General features: G+C 73.7%; 15 protein-coding genes and 2 pseudogenes. 5 read left to right on the top strand and 12 right to left on the bottom strand.

The features are described from left to right. Window positions 1–309: 309 nt before the first annotated feature. The 6 genes and pseudogenes from E4N63_RS19125 to E4N63_RS19100 form a co-directional block, all read right to left on the bottom strand. The gene (locus E4N63_RS19125; protein WP_230241281.1) at window positions 310–1,572 is read right to left on the bottom strand and encodes a serine hydrolase domain-containing protein; all 1,263 of its coding nucleotides are present in this window, start codon (window positions 1,570–1,572) and stop codon (window positions 310–312) included. 130 nt (window positions 1,573–1,702) lie between these two features. Next, window positions 1,703–2,524 carry an energy-coupling factor ABC transporter ATP-binding protein gene (locus E4N63_RS19120; protein ID WP_125627043.1) on the bottom strand — a complete coding sequence of 274 codons (822 nt, stop codon included), beginning with the start codon at window positions 2,522–2,524 and terminating at the stop codon, window positions 1,703–1,705. A 91-nt stretch (window positions 2,525–2,615) separates the two neighbouring features. Beyond that, complete coding sequence (gene cbiQ / locus E4N63_RS19115; protein WP_125626691.1) at window positions 2,616–3,377, bottom strand: cobalt ECF transporter T component CbiQ; 762 nt, start codon at window positions 3,375–3,377, stop codon at window positions 2,616–2,618. A 2-nt stretch (window positions 3,378–3,379) separates the two neighbouring features. Next, window positions 3,380–4,698 (bottom strand): annotated as a pseudogene (locus tag E4N63_RS19110) (energy-coupling factor ABC transporter permease). 333 nt (window positions 4,699–5,031) lie between these two features. Then, window positions 5,032–7,362, bottom strand: coding sequence for an MMPL family transporter (locus E4N63_RS19105; RefSeq protein ID WP_230241280.1), 2,331 nt, complete (start codon window positions 7,360–7,362; stop codon window positions 5,032–5,034). Window positions 7,363–7,826: 464 nt separating this feature from the next. Beyond that, window positions 7,827–8,426: a TetR/AcrR family transcriptional regulator gene (locus tag E4N63_RS19100; protein ID WP_230241279.1), complete on the bottom strand. Its 600-nt coding sequence runs from the start codon at window positions 8,424–8,426 to the stop codon at window positions 7,827–7,829. Window positions 8,427–8,718: 292 nt separating this feature from the next. Here E4N63_RS19100 and E4N63_RS19095 point away from each other — a divergent pair, with 292 nt between their 5' ends. Beyond that, on the top strand, window positions 8,719–12,090 hold the full coding sequence (locus E4N63_RS19095; RefSeq protein ID WP_230241278.1) for a S41 family peptidase: 3,372 nt from the start codon (window positions 8,719–8,721) through the stop codon (window positions 12,088–12,090). A gap of 113 nt (window positions 12,091–12,203) precedes the next feature. Then, window positions 12,204–12,527, top strand: coding sequence for a hypothetical protein (locus tag E4N63_RS19090; protein ID WP_230241277.1), 324 nt, complete (start codon window positions 12,204–12,206; stop codon window positions 12,525–12,527). 317 nt (window positions 12,528–12,844) lie between these two features. Here the strand turns inward: E4N63_RS19090 and E4N63_RS19085 are convergent, their stop codons facing one another. From E4N63_RS19085 to E4N63_RS19075, 3 genes and pseudogenes are all read right to left on the bottom strand, one after another. Continuing rightward, on the bottom strand, window positions 12,845–13,747 hold the full coding sequence (locus E4N63_RS19085) for an SDR family oxidoreductase (RefSeq protein WP_125627086.1): 903 nt from the start codon (window positions 13,745–13,747) through the stop codon (window positions 12,845–12,847). Beyond that, window positions 13,744–14,739, bottom strand: coding sequence for an alpha/beta fold hydrolase (locus E4N63_RS19080; RefSeq protein ID WP_230242557.1), 996 nt, complete (start codon window positions 14,737–14,739; stop codon window positions 13,744–13,746). The genes E4N63_RS19085 and E4N63_RS19080 overlap by 4 nt, the downstream gene beginning before the upstream one ends. 51 nt (window positions 14,740–14,790) lie before the next feature. Beyond that, window positions 14,791–16,329 (bottom strand): annotated as a pseudogene (locus E4N63_RS19075) (flavin-containing monooxygenase); the annotation flags it as partial. A 552-nt stretch (window positions 16,330–16,881) separates the two neighbouring features. Between E4N63_RS19075 and E4N63_RS19070 the strand changes: the two are divergent. Beyond that, entirely contained in the window at window positions 16,882–17,664 is a 783-nt protein-coding gene (locus E4N63_RS19070; protein WP_230242556.1) for a MerR family transcriptional regulator, read from the top strand. Between the two features lie 33 nt (window positions 17,665–17,697). Here E4N63_RS19070 and E4N63_RS19065 read toward each other — a convergent pair whose 3' ends face one another. Both E4N63_RS19065 and E4N63_RS19060 read right to left on the bottom strand, forming a co-directional pair. Beyond that, window positions 17,698–18,540 (bottom strand): class I SAM-dependent methyltransferase, encoded by an 843-nt coding sequence (locus E4N63_RS19065; protein ID WP_125623392.1) that lies wholly within the window; start codon window positions 18,538–18,540, stop codon window positions 17,698–17,700. Between the two features lie 158 nt (window positions 18,541–18,698). Beyond that, window positions 18,699–19,514: an exodeoxyribonuclease III gene (locus E4N63_RS19060; protein ID WP_185831167.1), complete on the bottom strand. Its 816-nt coding sequence runs from the start codon at window positions 19,512–19,514 to the stop codon at window positions 18,699–18,701. Between the two features lie 66 nt (window positions 19,515–19,580). Between E4N63_RS19060 and E4N63_RS19055 the strand changes: the two genes are divergently transcribed. After that, a complete protein-coding gene (locus E4N63_RS19055) occupies window positions 19,581–20,144 on the top strand; it encodes a GNAT family N-acetyltransferase (RefSeq protein WP_230241276.1) in 564 nt (187 codons plus the stop codon). 51 nt (window positions 20,145–20,195) lie between these two features. Here E4N63_RS19055 and E4N63_RS19050 read toward each other — a convergent pair whose 3' ends face one another. After that, window positions 20,196–21,653, bottom strand: a complete 1,458-nt coding sequence (locus E4N63_RS19050; protein ID WP_230241275.1) for an NAD(P)/FAD-dependent oxidoreductase — start codon at window positions 21,651–21,653, stop codon at window positions 20,196–20,198. Window positions 21,654–22,063: 410 nt separating this feature from the next. Here E4N63_RS19050 and trxA point away from each other — a divergent pair, with 410 nt between their 5' ends. Continuing rightward, on the top strand, window positions 22,064–22,489 hold the full coding sequence (trxA, locus tag E4N63_RS19045; protein ID WP_125623394.1) for a thioredoxin: 426 nt from the start codon (window positions 22,064–22,066) through the stop codon (window positions 22,487–22,489). Window positions 22,490–22,499 lie beyond the last annotated feature (10 nt).

Here is a 22,499-nt window from a genome sequence, read left to right as displayed (position 1 = left end):
CCCCCTCAACCACCCACCGGCACCAGCCACGCCATCGCTTTTCCCAACGACCCCGGGCGCGCACGGCACCGGATAGACGACCGACCACCGGCCACCCCCAGCACGGATGCCGTAACCCCGACTCGAGAATCACCCGTCGGCCCGCAGCGCATCCGTGACCACCATCGCGCCGCCCACCCGGCGCCGTAACCCCAACCAGCACGGCACCGGGCCGGACAGCCTGCGACGGACAGCCTCCAACGCATCCCGCGGCCCATCCACTGCCAACCCGGCGTCACGACCCCGACCCACCGCCAGGGGCGGCCCAAGTCACCCCGCCTCAGCACCCGCCCCGGCTCGGAGACCTGACGTCTCCGCCCCCAACCCTCGCAGGCACCCCCGGAGCGCACGGACCAGCGCCTGGGCCCTGGGGTCCGCCGTCACGTTCTGCTGCAGACCGTTCGTCACATAGCCGAAGCCGATGCCCGCTTCCGGATCCGCGAAAGCCAGGGAGCCGCCACGGCCCGGGTGGCCGAAGGAACCGGCGGACAGCAGCGGGCAGGCCGGGCCGTGGAGCATGTAGCCGAGCCCGAAGCGGGTGTCCACGACCAGGACGCGGTCCGGACCGGCGGACTCCTCCGTACGGGCCTGGGTGAGGGTAGCCGGGACGAAGAGCCTGCGGCCGTCCTCCACGGGCCCGATCAGCGCGGCGTAGAAGCGGGAGAGCGCCCGGGCCGTGGCGATGCCGCCGGAGGCGGGGAGTTCGGCGGCGCGGTAGGCCGGGTCGTTCTCGTCCGGCAGCGGGTCGACGGCGGCGAAGGCGCGCCGCGTCAGGGAGGCCGGATCGGCGTAGGCGTCGGTGACGGACCGCTTCGGGCGGACGCGTAGTCCTGCCGCGGCGGACCGGGCGGGGGCCTGTACTTCCCCGATCCGTCCCACGCGGTCCTGTTGCCCGGCCGGGAGACCCAGCCACAGTTCCAGCCCGAGGGGGGCTGCGATCTCCTCGGCGATCCACCGTCCGATCGGGCGGCCGCCGACGCGGCGGACCAGTTCCGCCAGCAGCCAGCTGTAGGTCATGGCGTGGTAGCCGTGCGCCGTCCCGGGCTCCCAGGCGGGTGCCTGGGCGGCCAGCGCCTCCGGCCCGCTCACATCGTCGAGCGCCTGTGCGGGGGTGAGCGGGGTGTCCAGCACGGGCACCCCGGCGCGGTGGTTGAGCAGATGCCGTACGAGCACCCGTTCCTTGCCGGCGGCCTTGAACTCGGGCCAGTAGGTGCCGAGCGGCGCGTCCAGGTCGAGCTGTCCGCGCTGCTGCAGCAGGAGTGGTACGGCGGCGGCGACACCCTTGGTGACGGATCGCACGATCTGCGCGGTGTCCGCCGTCCACGGCTCGGTTCCGTACGGGTCGGCCGTTCCGGCCCAGAGGTCGACGACCTTCCGCCCGTCCCGGTGCACGGCCACGGCCGCCCCGCGCTCGCCGCGCTCCTCGAAATTGCGGGCGAAGGCGTCCCGGACCGGCTCGAAGCCGTCCGCCACCGTGCCGTGGACGTCCACCACTGTGCTGTATCTCCCGTTGCCCGTTCCGTCACCGACCATCCATAGTGCCTGGTATGCCGCACTGCCCGGTCGGCGGGTCCGGTGGCGAGGGCGGCCGGTGCCCGTGGCAGGCTCCGCTCGGTGCCGGTGACGGATTCTGCTCGGTTCGGTGGCGGCTCCGGTGCGGTCTCTAGCGTGTGGGCACCGTCACCGAGGACGGGTCGAAGCCGAAGGGCAGTTCCAGCCGGTGGGCGCGCATCAACTCCTCGTCCGCCAGCAGTTCCTGGGTCCGGCCGTCGGCGGCGATGACCCCGCCGCTGAGCACGACGGAACGCGGGCAGAGCTCCAGGGCGTACGGCAGATCGTGGGTGACCATGAGCACCGTCACGTCCAGGGACCTCAGCACGTCGGCGAGTTCCCGGCGCGAGGCCGGGTCGAGGTTGGACGAGGGTTCGTCCAGGACGAGGATCTCCGGCTCCATGGCCAGGACGGTGGCGACGGCGACCCGGCGGCGCTGGCCGAACGACAGGTGGTGCGGCGGCCGGTCCGCGTAGCCGGCCATGCCGACCCGTTCCAGGGCGCGGGCGACCGTCTTCTCCAGTTCCTCGCCGCGCAGTCCGGCGGCGGCCGGGCCGAAGGCGACGTCCTCGCGGACGGTGGGCATGAAGAGCTGGTCGTCCGGGTCCTGGAAGACGATGCCGACGCGGCGGCGGACCTCGGCCAGGTTCTTCTTCACGACGGGCTGTCCGGCCACCCGTACCGTGCCCGCTCCCGTTCCCGCGTCGGCCCCCAGGATGCCGTTGAGGTGGAGGACGAGGGTGGTCTTGCCGGCGCCGTTGGGGCCGAGCAGAGCGACGCGCTCGCCGCGTCCGACGGCCAGGTCGACACCGAAGAGGGCCTGGTGGCCGTCGGGGTAGGCGTAGGCGAGGCCGGTGATCTCCAGCGAGGGGACGGCCTCCGGGCCGGAGACGGCGGAGGAGGCTGAGGCCGGGGCGGGGGTCACGGTGTCCATTCCATCGGGCTGGGCGGCAGGGGCGGGAAGGGGGCCGGGGTGGGGCCAACGGCGGGCAAGGGAGGCGGGACGACGGGAGGAACGCGAGCGGTCACAGGGACCACCCCGTCAGGCACACGGCGAGCGCGGCCGCGGGCAGTGCGGCGGCGCGGGCCCACTGCGACCGGGTGGCGGTCACCTCGTCGATCACCGGCATCGTGCCGGTGTATCCCCGGCTCACCATGGCGAGATGGACCCGTTCACCGCGTTCGTAGGAGCGGATGAACAGGGCCCCGGCGGACTTCGCCAGCACGCCCCAGTGCCGGATGCCGCGGGCCTCGAAGCCGCGGGAGAGCCGGGCGATCCGCATCCGGCGCATCTCGTCCGTGATCACGTCCCCGTAGCGGATCATGAAGGAGGCGATCTGCACGAGCATCGGCGGCATCCGCAGGCGCTGCAGCCCGAGGAGCAGTTCGCGCAGCTCGGTGGTGGAGGCCAGCAGCACGGAGGCGGCAACGCCGAGTGTGCCCTTGACCAGGATGTTCCAGGCGCCCCAGAGCCCGGAGACGGAGAGCGACAGGCCGAGCACCTCGGTGCGCTCCCCCTCGGCGACGAACGGCATCAGGACGGCGAAGGCGACGAACGGCACCTCGACCAGCATCCGCTTCAGCAGAAAGCCCGCCGGGACGCGGGCCGCCGCGGCGGTCGCCGCGAGCAGCAGGGCGTACGCCCCGAACGCCCAGAAGACCTCGCGGGGGGTGGCCACCACGGCGAGGACGAAGCCGAAGGCCGCGGCGATCTTGCAGTGCGGCGGCAGCCGGTGCACGGCCGAGTGGCCGTGCCGGTAGAGCTTGTGGGCGTGGCCCGCGCCCATGGCTAGCGCTCGCCCCGGGCGGTGGCGGCCCGTTCCGTGCCGGGCGCGGTGGCGGTGCCGTCAGCCGCCGGGGCGGCTTCGCCGGACGCCTCCCCTTCGGGGCTCCCCTCCGCTCGGGTGTCCCGCTCATGGGCGCCCTGCGGTGCGGCGTCCTCCCCGCGGCCGTCCTGCGGGCGGCGGCGTACGAGCCAGAAGAGACCCGTGCCGAGGGCGAGGGTGGTGCCGACGCCGACGACGCCCGCGAGCCCGCCGGAGAGCCGCGGGTCTCCGATGTCGCGGGCCTGGTAGTCGGCGAGCGGGGAGTCCTTGGCCGCGTGCTCCTCGGTCTTCCGGTCGATGCCGTGATCGGCGGCGACCTTCTCCAGGCCGTCGGGACTGGCCGAGGCGTAGTAGCTCACGACCCCGGCGAGCAGCAGGGCGGTGAGGACACCGGTGATCCACAGCAGCCGGGTGCGCGGGCCCCGGGGGCGGGTGGCGGACATCAGGCGGTCGCCTCCTTGCTGTCGTTGCTCCGGCCCGTGTCGCCGGAGTCGGGGGGGCTGCCGGCGCCCGGGGCGGAGCCGGCCGCGGCTGTGGCCGTGGCCGCGGCGGGCACGGAGTCGGCGGTGGTGCCGGCCGGGCGCGGGCGGGCCGGTGCGCCGGCGGGGCCGTGGGTGAGGAGACGCGTCGGCTGTCCGAGGCCCCGGGCGCCGTACACGAGGTCGGGCCGGACGGCGATGACCGCGCCGATGGTCAGAGCGGTGATGACGCCCTCACCGATGCCGATGAACGTGTGGACGCCGACCATGGCGGCGAAGACCTTGCCGAGCGCCACATCGGCCGTGCCCCCGAGGGCGTAGAGGCCGGTGAACGCGGCCGCGGCGGCCGGTACGGAGAGGAACGCGGCCAGGAAGGAGGCGGCCGTGACGGAGGCCCGGTCCCGGGGCAGCAGCCGGACCAGACCGCGGAAGACGGCGTAGGCGACGGGGACGCCGACCACGGCCATGGTGGTGATGTTGACGCCCAGCGCGGTGAGGCCGCCGTCGGCGAAGAGGACGGCCTGCATGAGCAGGACCACGGAGATACAGAGGACGCCGGTGTACGGGCCGACGAGGACGGCGGCGAGCGCTCCGCCGAGCAGATGGCCGCTGGTACCGGCCGCGACCGGGAAGTTGAGCATCTGGACGGCGAAGACGAAGGCGGCGACGAGCCCGGCCAGCGGCGCGGTGCGCTCGTCGAGTTCGCGCCGGGCGCCGCGCAGACCGACCGCCACCGCGGCCGCGGCGACGGCTCCGGTGGCCACGGACACGGGCGCGTCGAAAAACCCGTCGGGAACGTGCATGGGGAGGCTCCGCTCTACTCACTGGGCCGGCCTGTCCTGTTCGACCACTCAAGAGTAGTACGCACTTGCATATGAGTTGCAAGAGCGCCCGGCTTTCCGGAATCACCGCCCGCGCCGCCCGCGCGCCACATGCGGGGCGGGGCGCATGCCGAAGCCCCCGGTGGCGTCCGTACTGGACGGCTGATGCCACCGGGGGCTGGTTCGGTACCGCGCCTCGTCCCCACGGGGCGGCACCGTCCGGTGTCTCCCGGCTCCGCTGGGACCGGGACACCGGAGTCTCGCGTTCCGGGGCGGCGGGCGGCGATCCGGGGGCGGCCGCCCGCCGCGACGTGCCTACCGGGCCCGGCCGGCTCCGGACGTCTGCTCCGCGCGCCCGGCACCGGCATCGGCGTCCGTGCCCGTACCGGCACCGGCGGCAGCGGCCTCCTCGTGGAGGTCCAGCTCGCGCTGGAGTCCGTCACCGTCCACATCGACGTTCGGCAGCACCCGGTCCAGGCTCCGCGGCAGCCACCAGGCCGCCTTGCCGAGCAGTCCGAGGACGGCCGGGACGATCGCCATGCGCACGATGAAGGCGTCGAACAGCACGGCGATCGCGAGCCCGAAGCCGATCATCTTGATCATCGAGTCGGAGGAGCCGATGAAGCCCGCGAAGACGCTGATCATGATGACCGCGGCCGCGGTGACGACCCGGGCTCCGTGCCGGAAGCCGGTGACCACTGCCTGGTGCGGGGTCTCCCCGTGGACGTGGGCCTCGCGCATCCGGGTCACGAGGAAGACCTCGTAGTCCATCGCCAGGCCGAAGACCACACCGACCATGAAGATCGGCATCATGCTCATGATCGGGCCGGTCTCCTCGACGCCGAACAGTCCGCCCAGCCATCCCCACTGGAAGACGGCCACGACCGCGCCGAGCGCCGCCACGACGGACAGCAGGAAGCCGAGCGCCGCCTTGAGCGGGACGAGCAGGGACCGGAAGACGACCGTCAGCAGCAGGAAGGCGAGCCCGACGACCAGGGCGAGATAGGGCAGCAGGGCGTCGTTGAGCTTCTGCGAGACGTCGATGTTCATCGCGGTGGTCCCGGTGACCAGGGTCCGCGCGCCGGTGTCGGCCTCCAGTTCATCGGACTCGGCGCGGATGTCCGCGACAAGCTCCTCGGTCTCGGCGCCGGTCGGCTCCGAGGCGGGGATGACGCTGAACATCGCCGTGTCTCCGGCCTTGTTGAACTGCGCCGGGGTGACGGTGGCGATGCCGTCCAGGCCGGAGACCCGGTCCGTCACGCGCTCCGTCGCCGCCTTCGGGTCGTCGCTGCCGTCCGCGTCGACGACGACCACGAGCGGCCCGTTGAAGCCGGGGCCGAAGCCCTCGGAGAGCATGTCGTACGCCTTGCGCTGCGTGGTGCTCGTCGGCTGGCTGCCGTCGTCCGGCAGGCCGAGGCTCAGGTCCGTCGCCGGTACCGCGAGGGCGCCGAGTCCGACCACGCCCACGATCAGCACGGCGGCCGGGCGCCGCAGGACGAAGCGCGCCCAGCGGGTGCCCATGTTCTCCCTGGCCGGAGCACCGGCCCCGGGCGTGCCGGAGTCGGCGTCGCCGGCCCCGTCGCCACCGGAGCCGGCGCTCTCCGCCGCGGCTGCCGCCCTGCGGGCCTTGCGGGCCCTGCGGCCCAGGACGCGGTCGCCCGCGAAGCCCAGCACCGCCGGGATCAGGGTGAGGGCGACGAGGACGGCGATGACGACCGTACCGGCCGCCGCCAGGCCCATCTTGGTGAGCATCGGGATGTTGACGACGGAGAGTCCGGCGAGGGCGATGACGACGGTCAGCCCGGCGAAGACGACCGCCGAGCCCGCGGTGCCGACGGCGCGGCCCGCTGCGTCCGCCGGTTCGCGGCCGTCCGCCAGTTCGGCGCGGTAGCGGGAGACGATGAACAGCGCGTAGTCGATGCCCACGGCCAGGCCGATCATCGTGGCGAGGATCGAGGTGGTGCTGGACAGGTCCAGCACACTGCCGAGCGCGGTGATGGATCCGACGCCGACCCCGACCCCGATCAGGGCGGTGATCAGCGGCATCCCCGCCGCGATCAGCGAACCGAAGGTGATCGCGAGCACGATCGCGGAGACGACGACGCCGATGATCTCGCCGCTTCCGGTCTCCGGGATGGCCTGGAGGGCGTCGCCGCCGGTCTCCACCGTCAGGCCCAGTTCGCGGCCGTTCTCGGCGGCGGCCTGCAGTTCCTCGCGCGACTTCTCGGTCAGCTCGAAGGAATTGGCCTCGTAGGAGACCTGGCTGTAGGCGGTGGTGCCGTCCTTGCTGACGGCCTTGGTCCGGAAGGGGTCCGGGGCCCCGGCGACCTGGTCACCGTCGGCGAGTTCGCCGACGACGTCCCGCACCGCCGCCTTGTTCTCCGGGTCGGTGATCTTCTCGCCGTCGGGTGCGCGGAAGACGACGCGGGCGGTGGCACCGTCGGCCGCGGCGTTCGGGAAGCGCTCCTCCAGGACGTCGAAGGCGCGCTGGGCCTCGGTGCCGGGGATCGAGAACGAGTTGCCGGCGGGGCCGGGCGCGGTCGCCGCGGCGATGCCGACACCGGCCAGCAGCGCCGTCCATATGAGGGTGGCGAACCAGCGTCGCCGAAAGGCGAGCCGGCCGATGCGGTACAGGAACGTGGCCACGAGAAGTGGTCTCCCGTCGGGTCGGATGGTCGTGAGGGGTAAAGGTGTGCTGGACGTTCGTGGTGGGCGGGCGGACACGGGCGGATACGGCCTGCGGCGGGTGGGACCCGCGGCGAGCCGCGCCGGCGGGAGCGGGGCGGGACCCCGCTCGCGGTTCGTACGCGGCCTGTACGCGGCCTGTACGCGGTGCGTAGGCGTTACGCCGCGGCCGCCACATCCCCCGCGTCCGCCGCACCGCCGCGTCCGCGGCACCACCGGCCGTCGGGGCCGGTGGCCCGTCCCGGCGGTGCGGAGCCGGCCCGGTGGCCGGACGAGGCCGCACCGGGCCCGCCCGGTGGCGGTCGGCGGGCGCCGCGTGCCGGGTGTTTCTTCAGTTGTGGGCGTGCTGCGGGCGTTGTTGTGGGCGGATCCGTGGCCGCGTGCGCGGGCCGGGAGGACCGGGACCGGGAGGACCCGGAGCCGGGCTAGGCGCCGAGGGCCGGGAGGATCACGGAGTCGACGTAACCGACGAGGAAGTCCGTGTCGGCGTACACCCCCTCGATCAGGAAGCGGGTGACGACCCCGCCGATGAGCATGTGCGGCACATACGTCCGGGCCGGGGAGTCCGCGGCCAGCTCGCCCCGGTCCACGGCACGCTGGAGCATCTGGTCGAGCGCCCGGACCTCGGGCTCGATCAGCAGTTCCCGCAGGGCCTGGTGGAGCTCGGCGTCCCGGTGCACGGCGTGGCCGAGGGCGCTCAGCAGTTCGGCGTCCTTGACGCACTGGCCCTCGTCCATGTGCCGGGCGATGGCCCGCATGTCACCGCGGAGCGATCCGGTGTCGACCCGCATCAGGTCGACCGGGGCCTCGTGCCGGAGGGCGGAGACGACCAGTTCCGGCTTGCCCCTCCACTGGCGGTAGAGGGTCGCCTTGCTGGACCTGGTGCGGCTCGCGACCGCGTCCATGGTCAGCGCGTCGTAACCGACCTCCCGCAACAGGTCGAGGACGGCACCGAACAGCTCGGCCTCGCGCTCCGCGGTGAGCCGGGTGCGGCGTACGGGCTGCGCGGCCTCCTCGGTCGGCATCCGGACCTCCTGGACGGAAAGGGGCATGGGAAAGCGGGAGAAGCCGGGTGAACCGGCCACCCGCTCCGCCCACTTGAACGAAACGGTTTCGTACAGCAGATCCTAGGACCACCTCGAACGAAACGACAACGTTTCGATGTGTGCCGCGCATCACGCACGGCCGGACGGGCGCGGGGAGGTCTCCGCCGGCGGCCCCGCCAGGGACTCCGCCCGCCGCGGCCCGCCTCCCTCCCGCCCCCGTTCCTCCCCTCCCCCACCGCCACGAGTTGCCGCCCCCGTCCGCCCCCGAACCATGGAAAAGGTGACCGATGGCGCGTATCTCCGGTTTCCGCACCTCCACGGTGATCTCCTCTGCTTCGCCGCCGAGGACGATCTGTGGCTTGCCCGGCTCCCGGCGCGGGGCGGCGGCGAGGACCCCGGCGCCGGCACCGAGCCCGAGCGGGCCTGGCGGCTGACCGTCGACCGGACCCGGATCGGCCACCCCCGCTTCTCCCCCGACGGCCGGCAGATCGCCTTCACCACCTGGCGGAGCCTGGACCCGGAGATCCACCTGGTCCCGGTCCGGGGCGGTCCCGCCCGCCGGCTCAGCTACTGGGGCAGCACCGACACCCGGGTCTGCGGCTGGGGCCCCGACGGCACCGTCCTCGCCGTGGCCTCGCACGGCCAGCCGTTCTCGTACTTCTCCTGGGCGTACCGGGTGCCGACCGACGGCAGCCCCGGCGACAGGCTGCCCTGGGGCCCGGTCTCCCACATCTCCTGCACGGACAGCGGTGGCGAGCGCCACACCCTCCTGCTCACCGGCAAGCCCCCGCACGAGCCCGCCGCCTGGAAGCGCTATCGCGGCGGCGCCACCGGACGGCTGTTCCTCGACGGCGAGCGGCTGCTGCCCGATCTCGACGGCCATCTGGACTGCCCGATGTTCGTCGGCGACCGGATCGCCTTCCTCTCCGACCACGAGGGGGTCGGCAATCTCTACTCCTGCCGGCCCGACGGCTCGGACCTGCGCCGCCACACCGACCACGCCGACTTCTACGCCCGCCACGCCTCCACCGACGGATCCCGGGTGGTCTACCAGTGCGCGGGGGATCTCTGGCTGGCCGAGGACTTCGGTCCGGACGGGGTCCCGCGCAAGGTGCCGGTCCGCCTCGGCGCCCCGCGCGCCGGCCGCCGCCGCTACCAGGTGCCCGCCGCCGCGAACGTCAACTCCCTCTCGGTCGACAACACCGGCCGGGCCAGCGCCGTCTGCGTCCGCGGCAGCCTCTACTGGCTCACGCACCGCGACGGCCCGGCCCGGACGATCACCGACGTTCCCGGGGTGCGCATCCGGATGCCGGAGATCCTCGGGGCCACCGGCCGGGTCGCCTATGTGACGGACACCGAGGGCGAGGACGCCATCGAGATCGCCTATCTGCCCCGGGCCAGCGGCGGCCGCGACAGCCGCCGGATCGCGGGCGGCCGGATCGGCCGCGTGCACGAACTGGTCTCCTCCCCCGACGGCGAACTGCTGGCCATCGCCACCCACGACGGCCGGCTGCTGATCGCCGACGCGCTGCCGGAGGGCGAGGGCGAGAGCGTGGAGCTGATCCAGTCGGTCAACGGTCCGGTGCGCGACCTGGCCTTCTCCCCCGACTCGGACTGGATCACCTGGTCGCATCCGGGCATCGGGCGCTCGCTGCGGCAGATCAAGCTGGCCCGGCTCATCGACCGGACGATCATCGACGTCACCGACGGCCGCTTCGAGGACGAACAGCCGGTCTTCACCCGCGACGGCCGCTACCTGGCCTTCCTCTCCTGGCGCGGCTTCGACCCGGTGTACGACGTGCACACCGGCGATCTGTCGTTCCCGCTCGGCTGCCGCCCGTATCTGGTGCCGCTGTCGTCCACGACGCCCTCGCCCTTCGCGCTGTCGGCGGAGGGGCGCCCGGCGGCCGGCGGGCTGGACGCGGAGGACGCGGAGGGGGACGGTTCCGTCTTCGTCGAGGTGAGCGGGCTGGCGAGCCGGGTGACGCCGTTCCCCGTCGCCGCCTCGAAGTACTCCTCACTGCGGCCGGTCGCGGGCGGCGGACTGGTGTGGCTGCGGTGGCCCATCTCCGGGGCGCTCGGCGAGACCTTCGCCAACCCCGCCGACATGACCGGACGGCCGACGCTCGAACACTTCGACCTGGTGAAGGCAAAGCGCACCGAACTGGCCGTCCACCTGGACTCCTTCGAGGTCAGCGGCGACGGCACCCGGCTGGTGATCAACGACGAGGGCGATCTGCGCGCCGTACCGTCGAACGACCTGCCCGACACGGACACCACCGTCCATCTCGACCTCCGGCGGATCATGCACGAGGCGGATCCGGGGGCCGAGTGGCGGCAGGCGTACGCGGAGGCGGGCCGGATCGTCCGGGCGTACTTCTGGGACCCGGGGATGTGCGGCATCGACTGGGACGCGGTGCTGGAGCAGTACCGGCCGCTGGTCGAACGGGTCGCCTCCCCCGACGAGTTCGCGGACCTGCTGCGGGAGGTCATGGGCGAGCTGGGCACCTCGCACGCCTATGTCGCACCCGCCCGGCGCAACGAGGGACCGCCGCACTACCAGCGGGCGATCGGCCTGCTCGGCGCGGACTTCCACCGCACCGGGGACGGCCGCTGGGTGGTCGGCCGAATCCTGCCGGGCGAGTCCTCGGACTCCCGGGCACGCTCGCCGCTCGCGGGCTCCGGTGTCCACGAGGGCTCGGTGCTCACCCATGTCGACGGGCGGCCGGTGGATCCGGTGGCCGGGCCGTATCCGCTGCTGGCGGCGGCCGGGGGCACCACCGTCGAACTCACCTTCACGCCACCGGTCTCCGAACGGAGCGCAAACGGGGAGGCCGGGGAGGCGGAGACGGGCGCGGAGACGGGCGCGGAGGCGAAGGCGGAGGCGGCCCGGACGGCGGCCAAGGGCCCGTCCCGGCGCGTCGCGGTCGTGCCGCTGATCGACGAACGGCCGCTGCGGTACCAGGACTGGGTGGCCAAGCGCCGGGCGGTGGTCCACGAGTTGAGCGGCGGCCGCTGCGGCTATCTGCACATCCCCGACATGGGCGGCTCCGGCTGGGCCCAGTTCAACCGGGATCTGCGGATGGAGATGGCCCGGCCCGCCCTCGTCGTGGACGTACGGGGCAACGCGGGCGGCAACATCAGCGAACTGGTCGTCGAGAAGCTGACCCGGACCATCCTCGGCTGGGATCTGACCCGGGACGCCCAGCCCATCTCGTACGCCTCCAACGCGCCGCGCGGGCCGATCGTCGCTCTCGCGGACGAGATGACCTCCTCCGACGGCGACATGATCACCGCCGCCTTCAAACTGCTCGGCCTCGGACCGGTGGTGGGCCTGCGGACCTGGGGCGGTGTGGTGGGGATGACGGGCCGGCACCGGCTCGTGGACGGCACCGTCATCACCGTGCCCATGAACGCGGCCTGGTTCGAGGGCTACGGCTGGGGCGTCGAGAACCACGGTGTCGAGCCGGACATCGAGGTGGACCGCACCCCGCTCGACTGGGCGGAGGGCCGGCACAAGCAGTTCGACGACGCGGTGCATCTCGCCCTCGAACTGCTGGAGCAGCATCCGCCGGCGAGCCCGCCGGACCACTCGGACATCCCGGGCCGCAGCCGCCCGCCACTGCCACCGCGCAAGGGCTGAACCTCCGGCCGCGGGATCGTCCCGTGAAGGGCGGGGAAGGCGGGGCGGACGGGGGGTGACGACCACGGGAGCACAGGGATCCACAGGAAGTCCGAGGCAAAGGAGAACGCAGGATGGGCGTCCGGGACGAGTTCCAGGAGAAGGCGCGCGAAGCGGCGCGGAAGCGGAGCCGGAAGGAGGCGCGGGACGAGCCGCCGGACCGGCGGGAGCAGCAGGCCCGGGAGCACGACCGGGCGGGGGACGAGGCGCGCGAGGAGACCCCGCAGGAGCGCAACAAACTCCAGAAGTTCGGCGGAGACGCGCGGCGGAGTGACAGCGCGGAGGAGGACGCGGGGAAGGCCCGGCGGGGGACGGAATCCCGGAAGGAGTCCCGGGAGGAGCAAGCGGCCAGGACGGGCCGGGCGGACATGAGCGATGTGGAGGACATGGGCATCTGAGGAGGGCGGCATCCGGCGGCCCGCCGCCCCCGCCGCCCCCGCCGTCCCGGTCGCCCGGGGCCCGTCCCCGTGGCCCGCCGTCCCGCCGCGTCGCGGCCTCGGGGCCGCCGCGCCGGAGAAGCGGGGAGGGGCGCACCCGTCGCCCAAGTGCGCCCCGCTCGGCGGAACGAGTTCCCCGGGACGGGCTCCCCCGGGGCGAGGGCCCCGGTTGGGGACGACGGCCGGGCCCCGCGGCCTCACCGCCGGTCCCCGCCGCCCGTCGCTCCCGCGTCCTCGTTCCGCGCCGTCCCGCTGCCCGCGCCCTCCCGCCGCTCGCGCTATCCGGTGCGTTGCCCGCGGGCCTGTTCGTCCGCCGCGCCGCCGGCGCCGACGAGTCCCCGGGTGACGCCCGTCGTGCTCAGCTTGGGCTCCGCGCGGCGCATCTCGCGCTGCCCGATCGTTCCGATGATGCCGGGGAGGTAGCCGCGGATGGACTGCATGCCGCGCAGCCACCACTGGGCGTAGACGTGGGCCGAGCGGCGCTCGATGCCCGCCACGATCCGGTCGACGGCCGGCTCCAGGGGGTAGGTGCGGTTGGCCGGCCAGGGCAGCCGGGAGCGCAGTTCGCGCATCACCTCGTCCTGGTCGGCGCCGCGCACCATGTCGGTGTCGGTCCAGCTGAGGTAGCCGACACCGACCTTGACGCCCTTGTATCCGGCCTCGGCCCGCAGGCAGTGGGCGAACGCCTCGACACCGGACTTGGAGGCGCAGTACGCCGACATCATGGGCGCCGGGGTGATGGCGGCGAGCGAGGCGATCTGCAGCAGATAGCCGCGGCTCTCCGTCAGGGTGGGCAGGAAGGCGCGGGCGGTGATGGCGCTGCCCATCAGGTTGACCTGGATCACCCGGTTCCAGGAGACGGCGTCGGAGTCCGTGAACGGCCCGCCGGCCGCCACTCCGGCGTTGGCGACGACGACGTCGATCCTCCCGAACCGTTCCTTGACCTCGCGGGCCACCCGGTCCATCGCCTCGAAGTCCGTCACGTCGACGTGCCAGTGGCCGGTCTCGCCGGGGATGTCGTCCGACACCTTCGCGAGCAGTTCCGGCTCCAGCCCGAGCAGGGCGACCTTGGCTCCGCGGGCCGCGAGTTTGCGGGCCAGCAGTTCGCCGACGCCGCGCGCGGCGCCCGTGACGACGACGACCTGCCCCGCGAGCTTCCGCTTTCCCTGTCCGCCGCTCATGCCGACTCCTCCCCGACCAGGTCCCCGGTGGTCTTCGCGGTGGTTTCCGCGGTGGCGGGCCTGCCGCCTGCCGCGCCGTCACCGGCGAGGTGGTCCCGGACCAGCCCTCGAAGCACGGAGCAGACCGCGTCGGGCGCCTCGATCGGCGTCATGTGGCCCATGCCGTCGAGGGTGGTGAGCCCGGCGCTGTTCGGCAGGGCGTCGATGATCCGCCGCGACAGGACGGGCGGGGTGAGCCGGTCCGCGCTGCCGGTGATGACGGCGGTCGGCATGGTGAGCCCGCCGAGGCCCGCGTCCAGGTCCAGGAGGGCGAGGACCTTGGTGGCCCAGCCGGCCCGGACCTTGCGCGGGCAGGCGTGCACGATCTCGGCACAGGCCTGCACCTGCTCCCGTGTGGCGCGGGGGCCCATGGTCGCGTACTGGAGGATCTTCCGGGAGATCCCGTTGACGGGGCCGAGCGGGGCGCTGGAGGCCAGCACGGCGCGCTGGATCGCGGTCCGTATCCGCCCGGCGCGCAGCGGCAGCACCACGGACTCGGCGACGAGCTTGGAGCTTCCGGTGTTGCACAGCAGGACGGCGGCGGCGCGCTCGGTGAGGAACGGCCGGTCCGCGGCGGCCATCACGGTCATGCCGCCCATGGAGTGGCCGGCGACGACGGCCCGTTCGCCCGGGGCGAGGGTCGCGGCGAGCACGGCCTCCAGGTCGTCGGCGAGGGCGGTGGTGCTGTAGCCGCCGGGGCCGGGGACGGGGCTGCGGCCGTGGCCGCGCTGGTCGTAGGCGATGACGCGGTGGTCCGCGGCGAGTTCGCGGGCGACCCCGGCCCAGAAGGCGGTGGAGCAGGTCCAGCCGTGGACGAGCACGACGGCGGGCGCCTTCTCGGGGCCGTAGATCTCGGTGTGGACGCGGGAGCCGTCGGCTGAGGTGACGGTCAGCTCGCGGACTGCGGCGAGCGGTACGTACCGTCCGCCGGGGCTGTGGTTGGCACGGCTCATGAGGCGGTCTCCCTGTGGGCTGGTGGTGGGTGCGGTGGGGGCGGGGGCTGTGGCGGCCGGGGCGGTGGCCGCGGCCGGGTGGGGCTCCGGCCCGGTGCGGGCGGGGGCGCGCAGCACCTCGTACTCGGCGAGGTCGACGTGGCGGGTGGCCTTGCGGAACTCGCCGGTGGTGCCGGGCCAGACGGTGGTGTTGTTGCCGTTGGCGTCGAGGTACCAGCTGGTGCAGCCGCCGGTGTTCCAGACGGTGCGCTTCATCCGCTGCCGCACCTTCTCGGTCCAGGCGTCGGTGGCCTCCGGGCGGGCGTCGAGGGCGGCGGTGCCGCCGAGGACGTCCAGTTGGCGGAGGTGGTCCATGGCGTAGTTCAGCTGGGACTCGATCATGAGGATCATCGAGCTGTTGCCGAGGCCGGTGTTGGGGCCGATGATCATCAGGAAGTTGGGGAAGCCGGGCACGCTGCTGCCCCGGAGGGCCGCCATCCCGTCCTTCCACTCCTCGGCGAGGGTGTGGCCGGCGGCGCCGGTGACGCGTTCGGCGATCGGCATGTCGGTGACGTGGAAGCCGGTGCCGAAGACGATCGCGTCGGCCTCGGTCTCCGTACCGTCGGCGGCGACGAGGGTGGAGCCGCGGACCTCCTTGAGGCCGGAGGCGACGAGGTCGACGTTGGGCCGGGCCAGCGCCGGATAGTAGGTGTTCGACAGCAGGATGCGCTTGCAGCCGATGCGGTAGTCCGGGGTGAGCTTGGCCCGCAGGTCCTTGTCCTTGATCGCCTTGTGCATGTGCGCCTTGGCGAGCTTCTCGACCAGGCCGAGCTGCTGGGGCCGCTTGGTGAACGCCTGGACCTGGAGCTCGCGCACGCCCCAGAGCAGTCCGCGGCGGAGGGTGGCGGTGACCGGCAGCATGCTGTGCAGCCGGCGTTCGAGGCCGCTGATCCTGCGGTCCATGCGCTGCATGACCCACGGCGGCGTCCGCTGGAAGAGGGTGAGCCGCTCCACGTCCGGCTGGATGGCGGGCACGATCTGGATGGCGGAGGCGCCGGTGCCGATCATGGCGACGCGCTTGCCGCGGATGTCGTAGTCGTGGTCCCACTGCGCGGAGTGGAAGACCTTGCCCGGGAAGGTGTCCAGGCCGGGGACGTCCGGGATGCGGGGGTCGGAGAGGGGTCCGGTCGCCGAGATCACGACGTCGGCGGTGAGCGGGCCGCTCGCCGTGTCGATCTCCCAGTGCAGCCGCTCGGTGTTCCAGCGGGCGCTCAGCACCTCGCTGTTGAAGCGGATGTGGGGGCGCAGGCCGAAGGTGTCGGTGACCCGCTCCAGATACGCGCGGATGTGCGGCTGGCCGGAGAAGTTGCGGGGCCAGTCGGGGTTGGGGGCGAAGGAGAAGGAGTAGAGGTGGGAAGGGACGTCGCAGGCACAGCCGGGGTAGCTGTTGTCCCGCCAGGTCCCGCCGACCGAGTCCGAGCGCTCCAGCACGGTGAAGTCCGTGACTCCCGCGCGCCGGAGCCGGACGGCGGCGCCGAGCCCGCCGAACCCGGAACCGATCACGGCCACGCGTACGTGCTGATGCCGGTGCTCCCGTATCCGCTCCGCCATATCCAGCCTCCAGAACCGCTGTGCACCACCGGGCAATTGCGCCAGCAATCACTGGCACGGTTTGGAGAGTAGAGCAGGAACGTACCGGTGGGTAGGGGTTGGGCGAAAAGAAGTTACCGGCGGTTGCACCGCCCGTCGGCGGCCCGCGGGGACGCAGGCGCTTCCGTCTGGATCAGGCCGGACCGGGGAGCGGGGTCCGGTGCCGTGCGCCGCACGGCGGAGGGCCGCCCGCGTCCCGGGCGCACGTGGGCGCACCCGGCAACGCGGCGAGGCGCGGTGCCGGGCACCGCGGACCCGAGGGGAACCACCGGACAGGGCCTAGGCTTCCGGTGTGGCGAACGAGGATGCGCAGAGCGCCGCCGAGCGGGCCCGGAGGAGCGGACCCGGCCGGGCGGCGGAGGCGAGCACGGGGCCGGAGGGGCGGGCGGAACGCTGCGGGTGAACGGGACCGGGCGGACAGGCGGGACGGAGCGGGTGGACGCGACCGGGCAGCCGGACGGGACCGGCGGGGACGGCAGGACCGGCGGGGACGGCGCCCCGCGCGAGTACCGCATGGAGGAGCTGGCCACCGCAGCCGGTGTGCCCGTCCGCACCCTGCGCTTCTACCGCGAGCGCAAGCTGCTGCCGCCGCCGCGCCGCGAGGGCCGTATCGCCTGGTACAACGAGCACCATCTGGCGCGGCTACGGACCATCGCCGCCCTGCTCGACCGCGGTCACACCCTCGGCGGTATCGCCGATCTGCTCGCCGCCTTCGAGAGCGGCCGGGACGTGCGCGAACTCCTCGGCCTGGAAGGCGCGTTGAGCGTCCCCTGGTCCGAGGAGACCCCGGTCCGGCTCTCCCCGGAGGAACTGGCCGACCACTTCGAGGGCGATGTCACCACCGAGAACCTCCAGGCCACCCTGGACCTCGGCTACGTCGCCCTGGACGGCGACGAGGTGGTGCACGTCAGCCGCCGGCTGCTGGAGGCCTCCAGCGCGCTGGTCGACGAGGGGGTGCCGCTCGCCTCCGTCCTCGCCGCCGCCCGAGAGGTCCGCGTGCACGCCGAAGCGCTCGCCGGGGTGTTCACCGGCCTCTTCCGCACCCACGTCCTCTCCGGCCTTCTGGACCACACCGACACCTCGCGGCCGCTGAGCGCGGCGGAGGTCGAGCGGATCACCGAGACCGTGGAGCGGCTGCGCCCGATCGCGAAGGTCGTCGTGGACGCCGAGCTCGCGATGGCGATGGAGCGCCGCATCCAGGCCGAGGTGGACGACTGGCGCACGGCCCGCACCCCCGGGCCGCGGGCCCCGGGCGGCCCCGGCGGACCGGGGGGCCCGGATCCGGCCGCGCCGTGACCGCCGCGGCGGGCCGGGCCGGGGCGGCCCGGGTCAGGCCGGAGCCGCCCCGCTCACCGTCTCCCCGCCGTCGAGCCGCTCGCCGGAGCGCCGCGCCGCCTCCGGCCCGTGCGTCACACGGATCTTCGACTGCCCGTGCGGGAGCTTCTCCCAGTCCTCCATGAACCGTGCCGACAGGCCGTGCTTCTCCGCGAGGGCGGTCAGCGTCTCCGTCCGGTAGTAGAAATCCTCGCGCAGGACGTGGTGCTCCTCCGCCTCCGTGCGGTCGAACGTGAAGTCGAACCAGCCGCCGGGTGCCAGGATCCGCCCGACGTGCGCGAAGCACTCCTCGATCACCGGCAGCGGGGAGTGCGAGAAGACGCTGTGGGCGTGCACCACGTCGAAGTACGCGTCCGGGAGGAAGGCGAACGTCAGATCGCGTACCGGCGTCAGCGTCGGCAGCTTCTCCCGCAGCCCGCAGCGGACGAGGGTGTCCTGGGCGGCGAACAGGATGTCCGGGGAGATGTCGATGCCGTAGTAGTGGCCGGTGTCCAGGTGGTCGATGAAGCGCCAGCCGGCCCGCAGATTGCCGCAGCCGATCTCCAGCATCCGGTGCTCCGGCCGCAGCCCGTGCCCGGCGAGGTAGTCGAACTGCATCGCCCCCAGCGCCAGCCAGCGCTCATGGCTTTGGCTGCCGACCGCCGCGTCCGGACTGGCGGCCGTGTCCGAGCGCATCACCGCGCGGTAGTACGCGATGTGGTCGGGCGAGCGGAACCGCAGCCAGGCGTCCCGGCCGGCCCGGGCCGCGTACCGGGGCACCCGGGCGGGATGGCGCAACGCATAACGGACTCGGTGGCTGAGCGTGTGCCGCCTCGCGGTGAGCTTCTTCCGGGGCATGGCGCTCCTTCCTTCTCGCGGGACCGGGAAGGCCTCGCGCGGCCGTAGCGATCCGCCCAGAGTAGGTAAGAAGAGCCGGAACCGCCCATCCCCACGGGCCTCTTCCGGGGACAAATGGGCAGCGGAGGTTGACGGCGAGACCGCGCTCGGCCTCCCGGTCAGCCTTCCCCGGGCCCCCGGACGTCGTAGGTGACCGTCACCGGTGCGTGGTCCGACCAGCGCAGATCGTGGCTCGCCGCCCGTTCGACCTCCGCCTTGAGGGCGCGCTCGGCCAGCCGCCGCGTCGCGGCGTGGAGATCGATGCGCCAGCCGCTGTCGTTGTCGAAGGCCCGGCCCCGGTAAGACCACCACGAGTACGGCCCGTCCACGCCCGGGTGCAGCTCCCGCACCACGTCCGCGTAGCCGGCCTCCTCGTAGACCCGGGTGAGCCAGGCGCGCTCCTCGGGGAGGAATCCGGCCTTGTTGCGGTTGGCCCGCCAGTTCTTGAGGTCGGCCTCCCGGTGGGCGATGTTCCAGTCGCCGCAGACGAGCACCTCGCGCCCGCCGGCCGCCGCCCGCTCCCGCAGCCCGGCCAGATACGGCAGGAACTCGGCCATGAAGCGTTCCTTCTCCGCCTGCCGCTCGGTGCCGACCTCGCCGGAGGGCAGGTACAGGCTGCCGACCGTGATGCCGGGCAGGTCGATCTCCGCGTACCGGCCGGCGGCGTCGAACTCCTCCGAGCCGAAGCCGATCCGCACCGCCTCGGGGGCCCGGCGCGAGTAGACGGAGACCCCGGCGCGGCCCTTGGCGGCGGCGGGCGCGTGGACGGTGTGCCAGCCCTCCGGTTCCCGGACGCCGTCCGGCAGCTGCGCCGGCTCGGCGCGCACCTCCTGGAGGCAGATCACATCGGCGGCGGTCTCCGCCAGCCACTCCACCCAGCCCTTCTTGGCCGCGGCGCGGAGTCCGTTCACATTCACGCTGGTCACAGTGAGCACCAGCGCACGATACCGGGATGCGGGCTGCGCTCCCCGACCGCCCGGGACATCCGTACGATTGCGCCCATGCAGCTCCGTACCGTGCGCCTCGACCATCCCGATGCCCGAAAGCTGAACGACCGCGTCCAGCTCGAGTACACCGAGCGCTACGGCGACCCGGACCTCACGGAGATGGACCCCGCCCAGTTCGACCCGCCGGCCGGCCTGTACCTCATCGCCTACGACCCGGACGGCACCCCGCTGGCCACCGGCGGCTGGCGCGCGCAGGACCACAGCCCCGAGGGGTACCGGGACGGCGACGCCGAGCTGAAGCGGATGTACGTGGTCCCCGAGGCACGCGGCCGGGGCCTCGCCCGGCGGCTGCTGACCGTGCTGGAGGAGATTGCCCGGGAGGCGGGCCGGGCCCGCATGGTTCTGGAGACCGGCACCAAGCAGCCGGAGGCGATCGCCCTCTACACCTCCTGCGGCTACCTGCCGACCGCGAAGTTCGGCTACTACCGCTGCGAGCCGAACAGCCGCTGCTTCGCCAAACCGCTCACCGTCCCCGCCGGCGCCCCGGACGACGACGGCCCGGCCGCCGGGCTCCGCCACACGGCGGGAGCGGGGCCCGCGGCGGCCGAGGGCCGCTGAGGGTTGGCCCTCGGACCGGGCCGGAGGCGGGCCGGGGCGCCCCGGCCCGCGTCAGCCCCGTGCCGTCGTGCTCTGCCGGTACCGCTGGAGCAGCCGCAGCCAGACCTCGCTCATCGTCGGGAAGGCCGGGACCGCGTGCCACAGCCGGTCGATCGGCACCTCGCCCGCCACCGCGACCGTCGCCGAGTGCAGCAGCTCCGCCACGCCGGGCCCCACGAAGGTCGCCCCGAGGAGCACCTCCCGGTCCAGGTCGACGACCATCCGGGCCCGCCCGCGGTAGTGGTCCGCGTACAGACCGGCGCCGGCGACGGCGCCCAGGTCCTGGTCCACGGCCCGCACCCGGTACCCCCGGCGCTCGGCCTCCGCGGTGGTCAGCCCGACGGACGCCGCCTCCGGCTCCCCGAACACCACCTGCGGCACCGCCGCCGAGTCCGCCGTCGCCGCGTGCGCGCCCCAGCGCCCGGTGTCCTCGGCCGCCCGGGTCTCCAGGGCCCCGCCGCCCAGCGCGCGGGCGGCGATGGCCGCCGAGGCGATCCGGGCCTGGTACTTGCCCTGGTGGGTGAGGAGCGCCCGCCGGTTGACGTCACCGATCGCGTACAGCCAGTCGCCGTCCACGCCCCCGACCCGGCAGGAGTCGTCGGCCTCCAGCCACGACCCGGGGCGCAGACCGACCGTCTCCAGCCCGATGTCCTCGGTGCGCGGTTCCCGCCCGGTGGCGAACAGCACCTCGTCGGCCTCGCTCTCCCCGACGCCGTCCAGCACCAGCGTCACCGTGCTGCCGGCCGACGCCCGCCGCACCTCGGCCACGCTCACCCCGGTGCGGATCTCCACCCCGGCCGCCGCCAGCCCTTCGGCCACCAGTTCGCCCACGAAGGGCTCCATCCGCTGCAGCAGTTCCTCACCGCGGACGAACATCGTGACGGAGGAGCCGAGGGCCTGCCAGGCACAGGCCATCTCCACGGCGACCACGCCACCGCCCACCACGGCCAGCCGTTCCGGGATCTCCCGCGAGCTGGTGGCCTCCCGGCTGGTCCACGGCCGCGCGCCGGGCAGCCCCGGCAGTTCCGGCAGCCGGGGCCGGCTGCCCGTGGCCACCACCACGGCGTGCCGCGCGGTCAGGATGTGCTCGGGCCCCTCGGCCGGACGGACGACCACCCGCCGCGGCCCGTCGAGCCGCCCGTGCCCCCGGACCAGCTCGGCGCCCTCGGACAGCAGCCAGTCCACCTGCCCGCCGTCCTCCCAGTGCGACACGAAGGCGTCCCGCCGGTCGAGTACGGGCCCCGGGGCGAGGGGCCCGGTGACCGCCTCCCGCGAGCCCGCGACGCCCCGCGCCGCGGCGAGCGCGGAGACCGGCCGCAGCAGGGCCTTACTGGGCATGCACGCCCAGTACGAGCAGTCGCCGCCGAGCAGTTCGCTCTCCACCACGGCGACGGACAGTCCGGCGGCACGGGCGCTCCCGGCGGCGTGCTCACCGACGGCGCCTCCGCCGAGCACGATCACGTCGTACACCTGCTCGCGGGGCGCCCGGGGACTGTGCGCACCGGTCCCGGAAGGGGTCCGGCCGGGACCGGGCGCCGTACCGGGTGCCCCGTGCCGCTCCCCCGTCCCCTCCGGCCCTGCTGCCCCTCCGTTTCCTCCTGGCTCGGGCGGTTCCACCGCTCCAGCCGCGCTCGCGTCCGGCGTCCGGCTCATCCCTGTTCCGCCTCTCCGTATCCGGGTACTCGTGGGTCTTCCGAGTGCCCTTTCCGGCCATCCTCACAACGCTCCGGGAAGTCGGTCACATGAACCGGCGGGATCCGGACAGGCTCCCCCTGATCTCCGGAAGCCCGGTCCCCGGAAACGGCAGCCGGCGGGGTTCCGGCAGGACCGAACAGAACGAACACATCGAACAAAGACGTCTCTGGAAGCAGGTAGGACATATGAGCACGGTCGAGCTGACCAAGGAGAACTTCGACGAGGTCGTCTCCGCCAACGACTTCGTCCTGATCGACTTCTGGGCCTCCTGGTGCGGCCCCTGCCGCACGTTCGCACCCGTGTACGAGAAGGCCGCCGACCGCCACTCCGACCTGGTCTTCGCCAAGGTCGACACGGAGGCCCAGCCCGAGCTCGCGGCGGCCTTCAACATCCAGTCCATCCCGACGCTGATGGTCGTCCGGGAGAACGTCGCGGTGTACGCCCAGCCGGGGGCCCTGCCCGAGCCGGCCCTGGAGGACATCATCGGCCAGGCCCGCGACCTGGACATGGAGAAGGTCCACCAGTCCGTGGAGGAGCAGCAGGCCGCGCAGCAGCAGGGCGGCGCACCCGGCGGCAACCAGCCTCCCGGCCCGTCCGACCCGGCTGTCTGAACGGCCCGTC

Origin of the sequence: Streptomyces sp. MNU89, from assembly GCF_020982505.1 — a bacterium.
In the GTDB taxonomy this organism is placed as follows: Bacteria; Actinomycetota; Actinomycetes; order Streptomycetales; family Streptomycetaceae; genus Streptomyces; species Streptomyces xinghaiensis.
Note: the sequence above shows the minus strand (reverse complement) of the source record. Positions and strands in the feature narration are given on the sequence as shown.